Here is a 13985-nt window from a genome sequence, read left to right on the forward strand (position 1 = left end):
GGAAAACCGACAATTCTTAATTGCCTTTTTCCTGCATTTTACCGCTGCTATTTACATTTCATATCAATGATCATTCCTAAACACCGCCTTTAATAATGCATCCAGAATGTAGCTATTGATTCGGTTGTAGACGAGAACAGTCTTATTTTCACCTAACTTCATTTGAAAAGCTTTACTGGCAGTAGCGGCCTGATAATTTTTTGGTTGATCCAATTTCACTTGGACAATTTCTTGGTCATTATTCAAAAAAATCACCTCATCATATTTGATAAAGTGATTCTATCGCACTGAAGTGCGTAATTATAGCCGGTTTGTTATTGGGTGCTTACTCCTTAACTTGTCCGAATCCACGATGAATTCGATTAAAGTTCTTTTCGTTGTAACTAATTACTTGCACTCCAATGAAATTGTCTAATGATTTTTCATTGGGAAACTGTTCTTTTGCTTTAGTCTTGCGTTTAATCTTTTTATTTAGCGATTCTATAATATTTGTTGAATAAATGGTTGGGCGTATTGCGGCTGGAAAAGCCAAAAAAGCTAATAATTCCTTTTCAATTGACCTAATGTGACTAATCAGATTTGTGTATTGCTTTTCCCAAGTACTATAAAAATCGGCAAGCATTTTATGAGCTTCAGTTTTATTAGTTACCGAATGAAGCTGTTTGAAATCATTTAAAATGACCTCACGGTCTTTTAAACGGACATGTGTACTAATATTACGCATAACATGAACTAAACATCTTTGAAATTTTGCTTTAGGAAAAGCATGTAACAGCGCTGGTTGAAGTCCGACCATTCCGTCCGCAATAATTAATTGAACCTGTTTAAGCCCTCGCTGCTTAAGATCTGCTGCCATTTCCGACCAGACTTCAGCATTTTCACTGGGTGCAATGCGATAATCAAGAACTTCCTTAATTCCAGTGGGTGTAATTCCTAAGGCAATATAAACCGCTTCTCTTTGAACTGTGTCACGACGCAAAGGTAAATAAGTTGCATCTAAGAATAAGCAAACATAGTTTGCTTTAATGGTTCGTTGATGAAAAGCTTGAATCTGCTCAGTTACTTGAGCAGTAATGTTAGAAACAGTTGTAGCTGAATAATAAGAACCATACATTTTCTCAATCAAATCAGCGATTTCACGAGTGGTAACACCTTTAGAGTAAAGTTGAATAATTGTAGTTTCTAAAGCATCTTGACGACGAGAATAAGCTGGAAGTAAATGATTATGAAACTTGCCTTGTCGGTCACGCGGCACAGCAATTTTCAACTTACCATATTCGGAGTCAATTAAACGATAATACTGGCCATTACGAGAATTGCCAGTATTAAAGCCACTGCGGTCATAAGGATCATAACCAAGTAAGGCAGTTAGTTCAGCTTGCAAGATGTGATTAATAGCCGTTTCGAGTTGTTGACGAAAAAGTTCTTTAACATCGCCATTTGACAATAGAGTTTTGGTTAGATTTTTGGTAAACTGATCCATGGGGAATCCCTCCGTTTTGGTTTGGTTTGACGATTTAATCATACGGGGAAGGGGTTCCCTTTTCAATAGGATTTTAATTCATTTACACAAACTATTTTATACTCTCAAAAATCTCGAAAAGGGATCTCTATGGAACTATTTTTAACGCTTGTTGTTTAATAACATATATCAATATCGATAGTGATATGTTAACAGTCCTCTCTTATTTCATGATATTGAGAATGTGCTTTGCTATATAACAACAAGCTTGTTATATAGCAAAGTCATACAGGTTAAGGTAAACTTGCTTTATAGCATAATTAATTGGTATCGACCTTATGAACTACTCATCACTTAATTGACAGGCTTCTAAAAATACCGCAGACTTATCCATCGGTTCATTGAACTGACAACAGCGGTTACGGCTATTACCTAAGGCCTATTCCAGGCCAGTTATTGTTTTTACCTATGCTTGACAGATATTTAACGCCGCACTAGTATCGCGATCATGGACAACCTCACAGTTGGGCATGTCCACTGCCGAATATTGAGCATATGGTAACCATCATCATACCCACAATTAGCGCAAATTTGGCTAGTCTTATCCGGATTCACCATCACTAATTGTTTGCCATACCATGTCGCCTTGACAAAATTATTCCAAATAACGTTATTTTTTTCGAAAAATTAATTGTTTCTCATAGCTATTAGCAACAAATTTAAGATAGATAGTGAGAAAAAGAATTACATATATAACGCCATAAAACAAAAATACTAGGACCGAATTGATGGGGACGAATAGTTGACTAATTAAAGTTAAAAAAGTTGAAACTAAAAATGGAATTGCTACCGATAAAGTCCTTTTCCAATATAAAATAATATCTATGCCCATTTTGAACTGGTAATACCAGTTCATTAGGCAGCCATTTGCACAAATCATCCCGATAACATAACCACTAGATGCGCCTATTAATCCAAAATATTTAGTACCTACTACAGTAAACACAATGTTCACTACAGAGAAAATAAGAAGAACTATTGATCTAAAAGCATGCATATTCATTGCTCTTTGAATCTCAATTCCAATATTCTGAGAAAGAGGACCAATTGATGGTAAGACCATCAATATTATCAACCAGTAAGCCAGTATATTCTTATCTCCTGCCCACAAATGAATAAAATACTGTCCAATTACAATAAAGCCACCAAAAATAAAAAGAAGGATTACCATTTGTACCCTACCTATTCTAATCATCAATTCTGTTAATACTTTTTTTTCTTTTTTTTGACTAACTAATTCATTAACTTTTGGAATAAAAACATCTGATAGAGAAATTGACAACATAAAAAATAAATTTTTAATTTGAATTGCAATTGCAAATATTGCAACCTTCTCAGCACCCTCAAAAATTCCCAAGACAAAATTTGGTCCACTATTATTAATAAGATCAACAATTTGATTCAAAAAAATAAAAAAAGAAAACGCCAAAACTTCTTTGAACATCATGACTTTTCCATTTCTAAAATTAAACTTCATATTTAACTTTCTTATACAAAAATTGGCATTTATGAATAAGAACAAAGTTGTCACAATAGTTTGGGTAATCCCAATTGCTAAAACACCTGAACCTAACATGATCATTGGAACTGCGATCAAAGGAACCAAAATTGTTTGCATCAGTTGTCGACCTTGTTGATAAATAAACCTTTGATTAACAATAATATTTGAATCAAATACCGAGGAAGGAAAAGTTAATGCAACATTTAATATCATAATTCCCATCAATTTTTCCATTAAACTAATCTGACTCTGTTTTAAATTAAAAATATTATCAACATTGAAAGCCAAAATACTACCAATAACTATTGCTGTTAAACTAATTAAACAGAATAATATTAAATACATACCATTTAACTTCTTTAAATTTTCACATTCATTATTACTTTTATATTTTATATAAAAATGAACGTAAGAACTTGAAAACCCCATTGACAATAAACTTAAACTAGTAATTACTGAATTAGTCATCTGAAAAAGCCCATAATCACTTTGCCCAATATATTTCAATAAAAAAGGAGTATACATAAATGTTACAAGATTCTTTACAATTATATTAATATATGACAGAACAGCACCTGATTTTTTTTGCGAAAACATTTTAACTAATCTCCGTCCTAAGTTATCCTCTTAATAAAAGAGATGAATTCCTGTATAATTCATACACTTAATTCTCCAATAATTTTATTATATTTACATTACTTATGAAATTTATAATTAGTATCTTAATTTATATTAGTGATAAAAACCCTAGAAAAACTTTTCCCAAAAAAGACAAAATATTTATTTGAAAGCTTAAAAAAGCTATTTGCCATGCAAGTCCAAAAAGTCCAGTAATCATAAGGAGAAAATAGATTATTATTCGAGATCTTTTTTTTATTTGGCTGAATTTTACGTTAACTATAATAAGTGGTATAAAGATCTCCACAAACATTCCATATCTGTCAATTAAAGGGGTAGGTAAGAAATAGCTTAAAATTGATAATATTGTTATCATAGTTAAAAAAACTGGAAATTGTTTTTCGAAAGTATTTTTTTGCCTTTTCGCAATAGTTATCAGTATCAGTATAAATAACATTACATACAGTAAAAAAAGGTTATTTATCTGGTAATAAAAACTTGTATGTGCGTATTCAGCAAACCCGCCACCGCTTGACCCTAATCCATAAGCACTGATTTTATCGCTGGTCATGCTAATTATATTAGAATGTAGCCCTACGAATACTAATAATACGCCCAAAACACCACTTAAAAAGCGATGTAATAGATTTTTGCCAAATAAAATTCCTGTAAGAATTCTACAGATAATAATTGGCACTACGGCTACATGCATTGAAAGAGCTAAAAGGTATAATAATACAGTTATTATACCTTTTTTATGAAGATATAAATCTCTAAAAATTGCAACAGCAACTATAGCATTAGCCATAGGATTACGTACATTGGTCAGTACCCACCCGAATGATATTATAAATACTCCAAAGTAAGTAGCCATTTCTTTTTTTAATACACTATTTTTTTGACAATTATTTTTTTTTAAGTATGTTGTTACTATATACATATAACATGTATAAAAAACAGAAACAACAAAACCCGAAAACAAACTATTATTATGCAATTTTGCAAAAAAGGCCAACATAAGCTTCTGTAGAATAAAAAAATTTTTTTCACTGATAGCTTCTCTAAATAAATCATTATAGCTAATATTTACGAAGTTAGGGAACCAACTAAAATACTGCCCAAGATCAGCATTAACGTTCGTTAATTCAATACTTATTCCCAGATAAAAAAAAACAATCGCTGTTACAATTATTAGCTTCCATCTATTAATAATTTTATTTTTCAAACAAGCATGAATAGTATATATTAACCCTAACATCGGATTAATAAGTAACATTAAAAAAGTCATTAATTTATCTCCTACATTTTCTAACTTGTAATTAAAATTTATTTATAGCATTTCACATAAAATCTGAACGGCACTAACGCGCCACAAGAACGTTTCAATCGACTAGAAATATTATTAAGCTGCCTAATTATCATGCATAATCCCATCAAAAGGCACACCAAACAGTCATCGATGGTTAACTTTTACACTGTTACTTTTGATAATAGTGAGTTTACTTTGTTAAACAATGTTTCTAGAAAAAATGTCTATTTTGATCACCCATACTTTCCTTGGGAAGATGTGCCCAAGGATAACACCTATGGTCTTCTGCGTGGGTTCTTCTCCCGCAAAACCATTCAAAGACACATCATCAATTGATATTCAGAGTTCAGTATACACTTAATCACCATTTGAAAACATGCTCGAAATATGTATGTATCCAGCGGATATCATCCCTAAGCTCTCTGATTAGCTATACCAATTTATTAGAACAGATCAAAATATTGTACTTAGTCTAACAATTCGGCAAATTAACTCTGAACCATGCCCCATAGTGGGTCATATCACATAAATAAAGTAAATGTATTTTTGATTTGATTGTAAATATAATCATTGCTATTAGCATTTCAAAACTAGTCATTTATGGTTTAACCGAATAAAAAGTATAATATAATAGTCACTTTTTTGTTGAGCCTGTTAGCATTAGTTTCCATTAGAGAATTTTAGTAGCTTTTTCTATACTTATGACTGATCCACTAATCTTACAAAAAGTTCGCGCCACACTTGTACAATATTTTCAATTTTGAAATCTTTTGCCCGTTCTAAGGAAAGAGCCTGGTATTTGGACCAAAGTTCATGGTCATTTAACATTCGTACTATCTCACATGCAAACTTCTCTATGTCGTAATTATCAATTAGAATTCCATAACGCCCATTCTCTAAAATTTCAATTGCTCCAGCAGTTTTAAAAGAGATCACGGGCACCCCCAAACTCAGCGCCTCTAGAATTACCAATGAAAAACCCTCTGTCCTTGAAGTAGAAATAAACACAGAAGAAGATTGGTAATGTTCAATCAAAGCATGTCCCATCTTTGCCCCGTTCCAGTTAACTTGCTGACTGATTCCATAACTTTTAACTAACCTTTGAAATTTTTTTTCCGACTTTTCATCTCCAGCTCCCGCTATATTCAGCCTAATTGAATCCGGCAATTTTTGCATTATTTTCACCAACAGATCTAATCCTTTTTGATCTTGCTCGAAAGTAATTCGACCAACAAATGCAACATTAAACCCCTTAAACTCTGGAACCTTAGTTGTCATATTAAAACTTAATGGATTATGTATCAGTGTTATATTGTGATTATATTTATTAAAAGCCAGGACAGCATCTTGGGTCAAACAAACTATCTGGTTGGCAGACTTTATTCCACGTATAAAGCTGCTACTAAAATTTTTTGCTAATTGCGTAATTGCTTTATAGCTTTGATGAACCCACAAAATAACCCGAACGTCCCCACAGATTTCTTTTATAAGCGGTACAGCAGCAAATTGTTGGGCCGAGGTTAAAACCAATACATCAACCTTCTTTATACGAATTAACTCAGTTATTCCTTGTATAAAACTTTTTTGATACCTATTAACATTAAATTCTCCTTTAAGAAGTAACTCTAATGCCTTTCCAGTTCTAAACAGAATACGTTTTTTTTGGCCTAACTGTTTTTTTTGCTTAATTAATCGCCCAGACTCTTTTATCTTCCAAGCAGGTTCCTCCATTGAGAGCGAGTAATAATACGTTGAAAACTGACCACCATTCAAATTTTCGCCAATCGTAGTTACAACTCTCTCCACACCGCCTAACCCCAAACCATTGGTTACAAAACAAATTCTCATCTACTTTCCACTCTCCTTCAATCGCAAGTAAACCCATTAATGAATTTATCAGTTAAACTGTCCGCAGCTTGTTGACTATCGTAACCATTTTCCCTTATGGTGCTTGAATAAGGAACCCGTGGCTTTCTTAAAAGTGAAAAATCATTAATTATCTGATTCGTCCATTCTAATGCAGTGCCTATTAGTGAAATCTTTTTAACTAGTGGTGTTTGAATTACCTCATCATGAAAAGCGTCCGATACATAACATGGTAATCCTGCGCACTGTGCTTCAAGTACCGACATCCCAAACCCCTCAAAAATAGAGGGCGCAACCATAACATCCATAGCTTGCATTAAACCAGCTATATCATTCCGTGCTCCGAGGAAAATAACCTTGTCATTAAGCTGATATTGGGAAACTTTCTCTTTTATTAGGTTTTCTTGTGATCCAGTTCCCACTAATAATAGTACTGCATCTTTTTTTCTCGCACATATTTCTTGAAAAACATCTATAAGAAAAGAATGATTTTTTTGTGGTCCAAATCGTGCAACATTCCCAACCACAAATTTATTTTCGATATTCAACATCTTCCTGTAATGCTCGCGTATGGTGTCTGAATACCCGAAAAGCATTGTGTCAATAGAATCCGCAACCACATCGAATTTACTACGTGGAAACATCCATTCACCAGCTTTTTGACTACATGCCAGTCTTACACACTTTTTGTGTTTTACGTACGGTTTATGTATCGTGTCAAGAATTTTTGAAACAAATAGATTCTTTTCAATACTATCATTGTGCGCGTGAATAATGGGAACCGTGTTCTCCATACCATAAGTTGCTGTAATTCCTAAGATATTGCTTAATGAATTAAGATTATTATAAATATAACGATATTTACCAGTTCTTACTATCTTATAAATTGCCTTCTTATTTGCTAAATAATTATCTCTACGTGTAGGGATTTTAAAAATACGCCCACCAAGCTTCTTTATTTCTTCACTGAATGCAATGTCCTTTTCGCCGCACCAATCAACAAAATCAAACTGAACCCTCTCTGTATCTATTTTCCGATATAAATTCATTATATACGATTCAACTCCACCAGGATTAGGCGTCATACCTATTTGTAGAACAAAAATTTTTTCCTGCTTCATCATTTTAACTTCCTTTTAAAATGGTTCACATATTTTTTTGCGTGTAAGATAAGGGGAAACAGGCGATACTTGAGCGCCCTTAACTTAATCTCTTGTCGTATATACTCCCTCCCCTTATCTTGATAGTGATGTAATTTCTCTAAAACGCGTATTATTTTTTTTTCGTTCATTAAATCTAACTCAGATAGCACGCTTTTATTAGACCGAGATTGCCACCCATTCATCCTAATTAACAGCATAAAAAGCAAATTAAACTCTAAGCTCTTCACATCTGGAAGTAGTGATTCAAAATTATTCTTAACATAACTGTCCATCTCATCTATTGTTATTAATATATCGTCAACATCCGTATTAGCAGGTCGATGTGTAATTGATGTATTTACCTGCCTATAATAATATAGCGGTTTTGAAGAAAAATAAACATGACTGGCAGCACCGAACACCTTATACGTCGTAGCAACATCTTCAAATCTTCTTCCCTTAGGAAATGTAATATTATTATTGATATATAAATCTCTTCTGGCAATGAACTTCCATGCATAACTACCAAATGATCCTCTAAAAAGATGAGAAAGAGCCTCACTGCTATTAACACTTCCTAGTTCTGGGTTTGAATACCCTGCTGTCGTCGTGTATGTACCAAGAACCTCATTATAACTGAATGCAACTACGTCCACTTCAAACTGTTTAAATATGTCTACCACTTCAGAAATCAAATCACAATTCAGCCAATCATCGGAGTCAACGAAATACACATATTCTCCACGAGCTTGTTTTAATCCTAAATCCCTTGCATTTGACACTCCTCCATTTGGCCCACTTATTAAATTAAATCTACTATCTTGCAGACAAAATTGATCACAAATCTGCTTGCTATTATCAGTAGAACCATCGTTAACTAATATTATTTCTAAATTTTTATATGTCTGTTCTTTAATGCTAGTTAAACATTGACTCAAATACCGTTCCACATTGTAAACCGGAACAATAATTGAAACTATTCCTCGCATGAATTTATACCTCCCTTATAAAAACTACATAGTTAACGACGATCACTTTCTTTACGTAATCATAATTAATAAACGAAAAATAGTTTATCTTTCCTTAACTAATTTTTTATACATTTCATTCCAAAGCACAACTTGACGTTTGTCAGAATAATCTGTTTGGTCCATCTTATCCCCGCACTTTTCCCGGTTAGTTTCGTCAGGCATTTCACTAGATAAGGTGGTTAATTTCTTGATCCAACTATCCATCAAATCTAGACTTAAGAAATCACAATTAATTATTCCTGCTTCTTTTGTAATGTTATCACTCATTAAAACTGGCAGTCCTGCGCTTTGAGCTTCAATCGTAGTTACCGGTAACCCCTCAAATTGCGATGGTAAAATAAGCACATCAAGTGCTGAGTAAAGATCATTTACATCTGTACGTTGGCCTGTAAATATAACATTATTTTCTACCCCAAATTTCTTAGTAAATTCCTTTAAATGATCATATCTAGATCCTTCACCAATAATAAGGAGTTTTATTGATTTTTTCTTTAATTTTAGCTTGGAAAGCAATTTGATTGAGAACTCTTGGTTTTTTTCAGCAGACAACCGTCCAACTTGCCCCATTAAGAAAACATTATCCCCAATTGAAAATTCCTGCCGAATTTTTTTCCTTTTATCACTATTAAACCTAAATTTTTCGATATCAATTGCATTGTGAAAAACTGTAAAATCTCTTGTTCCGAAAATTGCATTTCCTGCCTTATTAGAACAAGAAAAGAAATCAGTAGCGTCTCGAAGTATGCCTAAACTAAACAAATAGTTTCTAGCACTTTTCATCCGATCTCCCCCAAAAACATCGTTATGAGCATGCATAATTCTCACCGGAACATTCAGTCTCTTCGCAACTTTAATTCCCTCACCCCAAATTGAGGAGGCATGATAATGGACAATATCGTATGAGTTTTCTGTTAATATTTTATTTATAAATTTTCTAATTTTAAAAAAATCAAACTTCTCATACTCCTCCAAAGTGTATATCTTGCCACCTAAAGCTTCTATTTCATCTTTGAAATTATCATCGTGGTATTTTCCAGTAGTAAAATCGAATTGAAATTGTGACTTATCTATTCTACGATAGACATTCATAACCACCTGTGTTCTTCCATCACTTCTATTTATACTGTCAGTAAGTTGTAGTACTCTTATCAAAGTTATTCTCCTCATATGTCATCTAGTGATTACTAATTAACAAACATTGGGTTTTTATAGGTAATTTCCGCTAACATCATCCATTTTACACTCAATCAGCAGCTATATTTTACCTATGAAACGTATTCTTATATAATATTTTCCTGATCCGCCCTGGAATAAAAGTATTTGCTATCATTACAACACCCCAAATACAGCCTTCATAGACGCTAACTAGTCCTGATTCATATAATAGTTTTTGTAACTTTAAAATATACTTTAGATTTTTTATTCCACCACGCCGTCCATACATTCCTTCGTTTACCCGCATATGTACTAAAACATCCGGCATATTTTTAACTATGCTCCCACTTGAAATAACCTTAACCCATAAAAAATAATCCTCAAGATTACCCCGACTATTGTAACCGCCAACACTCTGCAAAACGTTTTTATTAATCATCACAGTTGGATGGTTAAAAGGATTCCTTAATTTTAAAAATGCATGAATTTTTTCATTATTCAATGGAACTTCACGATGCCCAACAATATTATCTATAGAATTTTCAAATTCATCAACCTGTCCCCCCAAAAGTGCTAAGTTAGGATTTGCCATAATTTCTTTTAGTTGCAATTCAAAACGATTGGGAACAGCAATATCATCTGAATCCATTCGCGCAATCCAATCACTTCTGACTTTGCTTGTACCGAACCGCAATGCTGCCCCTAGTCCCTGATTATGTTTTGTTTTAAAAACATCATAAAGTTCACCATGAATTAATTGATGTTGTTTTATAATTTCATCTAATTTGGGAGTCAATGGCCCATCACTTATTAAAACAATTTGGTTAGGTACAACCGTCTGACTTTCAATGCTTTTCAATGCTTCATCTAAAAATTCCGGCTTTTCTTTTTCATAAACCGACATTAACACAGAAAAAGTTGGTATGCCTTTATTATTCATAATGTCCAACAAAACTCCTCTTCATATAATAAAAAATGTTCAAAATTCAAGACCATTGGTTCGACTTGATCGTTACATGATACTCTTTCATTGGATCTGGATCCAACTCGTCTAGGCTTTTTCTTCTTGTATCTGAAATCATTCAAATTACATAGTTCAGTCCGTCTCCCGGATAAATTGGTAGTAGGTATAGGTATACATCCCAAGCTGTAGAGCTCTTAACAGTTGATGATGCCTCACGTTTCATCATGCATCACTCAAGTCTTCCCCAATCAATTTGACAAATAAAGGAGGGCCAGTCATATGAACTTATATGTCGATATTGATGTTCCTAAAATTAAATTAGATTTCTGTACGATAGATAGCAATCAGGACACATCTTTCAATCCTCTGTCTTAAAGCATCCTAATACTGTCCATCCTAGATACCTACAAGACATGTCCTTACAAACATGTCAACATGGTCTTAAAGGTCATATCTATATCTTATTTATAATGTTTTTCCTGTTTCTTGCGGAGCTAACTATTGACAAGACACTTAACCTTGAGGATGTCGAAGATGACGTACCGCTACAGTCAGCCTTATGGTCAAGATAAAGCTGATACGGTCGATACACAACATCGATAGCTTTTTCTACAAGCTGGTCGTTACGAAGCTCCCGTACCGCGTGATGAACGTCATCAACAGTTATCTCTGCGAATAGTTTATCTGACTAAGCAGATCACGTGGCGTAAGCGCCACAATGATAATGGAACTTTTTGTCTTGGTGTTTTTTCAACACTGGTCAACTAGACCAATTGGTCTAGCAAAAAAGGCCATGAAGACCTATTCTTATAAGCGACTAAACAAACTAAGAAAGGAATCTTCATGACCCAATCTAAGAATACTGCGCATCCTCACTACCAACAACTACAATTTGATGAACGAGGCCAAATTGAAGCACTTTATAGACAAGAAATGTCGATTAGACAAATTGCACAGTGCCTTCATCGAAATCCTAGTACCATTTCTAGAGAAATTCGGCGTGGCACTGCTATCCAAATTGACTCACAGCGACATTGTACTTATTCAGCGCACTTTGCCGAAACGGGAGAAGCTGTCTATCATAAGCATCGTTCTGCCAGTGTGTGGCGGAGCTTGTTTTCAAGCTGCAGTTTCTTTATCAACTTACTTACAAAGGCCCTTAAAGCAAAACCTAGGGTTTACAGTGTGGATACATTCGTTCATTGGTTTAACCAGAATTATCCAAATGAAGTCTGTCCTTCAACATCAATGGTGTATCACTATATTAATGATCAACGTTTACCGTTGCGCAATCAAGATTTAGCGATGAAACTCCGGCGTAGGATTAAATATCATAGTCGAACAAACAAGAAGGTCTTGGGGCAATCAATTGAACTTCGTCCATCGATTGTTGAGAGTCATTCTGAGTTTGGTCATTGGGAAAGTGACTTGGTCAAAGCCAGATGCATTGAATCCGAACTCGCTCTAATGACGCTAACAGAACGTTTCAGCCGACTAGAAATCATTGTTAAACTGCCTAATTATCATGCACGGACTTGTCCAAAGGCGCTTCAGACAGTTATTGATGGTTATGGATCACAACACTTTCACACTGTTACTTTCGATAATGGTAGTGAGTTCGCTTTGCTAGACAATGTTTCTGGAACAGATATCTACTTTGCGCATGCATACTCCCCCTTGGGGACGTGGAACTAATGAAAATACCAATGATCTTCTACGTGAATTCTTTCCAAAAGGAAAATCATTCAAAGGCTCAGCACTAGTTGATATTCAGGAGGTTCAGTACACACTTAATCATCGTCCAAGAAAGTGTTTGGGGTATAAATGTCCGGCAGACATTGTCCCCGAACTAGCTGACCAGCTATACCAATTTATTAGAATAGATCAAAGTGTTGCACTTGGTTTGACAATTCGGGAATTAATTATTAATCATTATTTTAAACTATTCCAATACATTATCAATCCTTTTTCCAGCCCATACACTGAATTAAATCCCATGGACCTTAACTTATGTACATCAGATACAGACCTCATAATATCCCCCGATCTTTCAGTTTTATATTCGACATTAATTTTTCGATTTACAATTTTACCAAAAACCATAAGAACATCATTCAAAGAGGTTTCACGTCCAGTTGCAATATTATAAACAGTATGTAACGCAGTAGCTGAATTCATAATAACAATCAGTGCTTGAATAACGTCTTCTACATAAATAAAATCACGCGTTTGCTTACCATCACCATATACACTGAATAACTCATTATTTTTTAAAGAATCAGCTATAATCGATAAAACCCCAGAATATGGTGATTCTGGATTCTGTTTCGGTCCATATACATTAAAAAATCGAGTGACAACCGTTGGTATCCCGTAAAGTTTCCCATAATTAATCACAAATCGTTCAGTCGCGTACTTATCAATCGCATATGGAGAAAGTGGTTCAATTGGCGAAGTTTCCTTTTTTGGTAGTTCCGGATTATTTCCATAAACCGCGGCTGAAGAAGCAAAATGTAATTTTTTAATTTTTAGATGTTTAATTCGAATTGTTTCTAAAATGTTAAGGTTGGCATTCTGGTTAACCTCATGAGTTTCCATCGGTCGTTCGATCGTATCCGCTACACTCGCGACTGCTGCCAGCAAGAAGATATAATCAAAGTTCCACTCCACTAATAAATTACTCATAAACTGATAATCAGTAATTGAATGTTCAAAAAAATGGAGATTATCCGATTTTGGTAAATTCTCAATCTTCCCCATCGATAAATCATCCACCACCACGATTTCATTATCTTCAACTAATGCATCAGCTAAATTGGAACCGATAAAACCAGCTCCACCGGTAATCAAAATTTTACTATTTTTAAGTTCAGACAT

11 protein-coding genes and 1 pseudogene are annotated in these 13985 nt (G+C 34.0%); 1 reads left to right on the top strand and 11 read right to left on the bottom strand.

What is annotated here, in order from left to right:
- Nucleotides 1-63: 63 nt before the first annotated feature.
- The 10 genes from FC26_RS08670 to FC26_RS08710 form a co-directional block, all read right to left on the bottom strand.
- On the bottom strand, nucleotides 64-246 hold the full coding sequence (locus FC26_RS08670; protein ID WP_057779693.1) for a hypothetical protein: 183 nt from the start codon (nucleotides 244-246) through the stop codon (nucleotides 64-66).
- Between the two features lie 79 nt (nucleotides 247-325).
- A complete protein-coding gene (locus tag FC26_RS08675) occupies nucleotides 326-1483 on the bottom strand; it encodes an IS256 family transposase (RefSeq protein ID WP_057779695.1) in 1158 nt (385 codons plus the stop codon).
- Nucleotides 1484-1945: 462 nt separating this feature from the next.
- Nucleotides 1946-2080, bottom strand: coding sequence for a zinc ribbon domain-containing protein (locus FC26_RS12545; protein ID WP_202813370.1), 135 nt, complete (start codon nucleotides 2078-2080; stop codon nucleotides 1946-1948).
- A gap of 52 nt (nucleotides 2081-2132) precedes the next feature.
- Complete coding sequence (locus FC26_RS08680; RefSeq protein ID WP_057779696.1) at nucleotides 2133-3620, bottom strand: lipopolysaccharide biosynthesis protein; 1488 nt, start codon at nucleotides 3618-3620, stop codon at nucleotides 2133-2135.
- 130 nt (nucleotides 3621-3750) lie between these two features.
- Complete coding sequence (locus FC26_RS08685) at nucleotides 3751-4929, bottom strand: EpsG family protein (protein ID WP_057779699.1); 1179 nt, start codon at nucleotides 4927-4929, stop codon at nucleotides 3751-3753.
- Between the two features lie 720 nt (nucleotides 4930-5649).
- Nucleotides 5650-6798, bottom strand: a complete 1149-nt coding sequence (locus tag FC26_RS08690; protein ID WP_057779701.1) for a glycosyltransferase — start codon at nucleotides 6796-6798, stop codon at nucleotides 5650-5652.
- A gap of 17 nt (nucleotides 6799-6815) precedes the next feature.
- Nucleotides 6816-7940, bottom strand: a complete 1125-nt coding sequence (locus tag FC26_RS08695) for a glycosyltransferase (protein ID WP_083483800.1) — start codon at nucleotides 7938-7940, stop codon at nucleotides 6816-6818.
- A complete protein-coding gene (locus FC26_RS08700) occupies nucleotides 7937-8947 on the bottom strand; it encodes a glycosyltransferase (RefSeq protein ID WP_057779706.1) in 1011 nt (336 codons plus the stop codon). The genes FC26_RS08695 and FC26_RS08700 overlap by 4 nt, the downstream gene beginning before the upstream one ends.
- Before the next feature lie 84 nt (nucleotides 8948-9031).
- Nucleotides 9032-10141: a glycosyltransferase gene (locus FC26_RS08705; protein WP_057779708.1), complete on the bottom strand. Its 1110-nt coding sequence runs from the start codon at nucleotides 10139-10141 to the stop codon at nucleotides 9032-9034.
- A gap of 109 nt (nucleotides 10142-10250) precedes the next feature.
- Nucleotides 10251-11084 carry a glycosyltransferase gene (locus tag FC26_RS08710; protein ID WP_057779710.1) on the bottom strand — a complete coding sequence of 278 codons (834 nt, stop codon included), beginning with the start codon at nucleotides 11082-11084 and terminating at the stop codon, nucleotides 10251-10253.
- A gap of 867 nt (nucleotides 11085-11951) precedes the next feature.
- Between FC26_RS08710 and FC26_RS08715 the strand changes: the two are divergent.
- Nucleotides 11952-12966, top strand: a pseudogene (locus FC26_RS08715) (IS30 family transposase); the annotation flags it as partial.
- A gap of 74 nt (nucleotides 12967-13040) precedes the next feature.
- Here FC26_RS08715 and FC26_RS08720 read toward each other — a convergent pair.
- Nucleotides 13041-13985: a GDP-mannose 4,6-dehydratase gene (locus FC26_RS08720; RefSeq protein ID WP_057779712.1), complete on the bottom strand. Its 945-nt coding sequence runs from the start codon at nucleotides 13983-13985 to the stop codon at nucleotides 13041-13043.

This window comes from Paucilactobacillus vaccinostercus DSM 20634, assembly GCF_001436295.1.
Taxonomy (GTDB): Bacteria; Bacillota; Bacilli; order Lactobacillales; family Lactobacillaceae; genus Paucilactobacillus; species Paucilactobacillus vaccinostercus.

Coding starts and splice junctions, on each gene's coding strand:
- FC26_RS08685 (WP_057779699.1), bottom strand. CDS start 4,929: ATGACTTTTTTAATGTTACTTATTAATCCGATGTTAGGGTTAATATAT.
- FC26_RS08690 (WP_057779701.1), bottom strand. CDS start 6,798: ATGAGAATTTGTTTTGTAACCAATGGTTTGGGGTTAGGCGGTGTGGAG.
- FC26_RS08675 (WP_057779695.1), bottom strand. CDS start 1,483: ATGGATCAGTTTACCAAAAATCTAACCAAAACTCTATTGTCAAATGGC.
- FC26_RS08720 (WP_057779712.1), bottom strand. CDS start 13,985: ATGTCTGAACTTAAAAATAGTAAAATTTTGATTACCGGTGGAGCTGGT.
- FC26_RS08710 (WP_057779710.1), bottom strand. CDS start 11,084: ATGAATAATAAAGGCATACCAACTTTTTCTGTGTTAATGTCGGTTTAT.
- FC26_RS12545 (WP_202813370.1), bottom strand. CDS start 2,080: ATGGTGAATCCGGATAAGACTAGCCAAATTTGCGCTAATTGTGGGTAT.
- FC26_RS08700 (WP_057779706.1), bottom strand. CDS start 8,947: ATGCGAGGAATAGTTTCAATTATTGTTCCGGTTTACAATGTGGAACGG.
- FC26_RS08695 (WP_083483800.1), bottom strand. CDS start 7,940: ATGATGAAGCAGGAAAAAATTTTTGTTCTACAAATAGGTATGACGCCT.
- FC26_RS08680 (WP_057779696.1), bottom strand. CDS start 3,620: ATGTTTTCGCAAAAAAAATCAGGTGCTGTTCTGTCATATATTAATATA.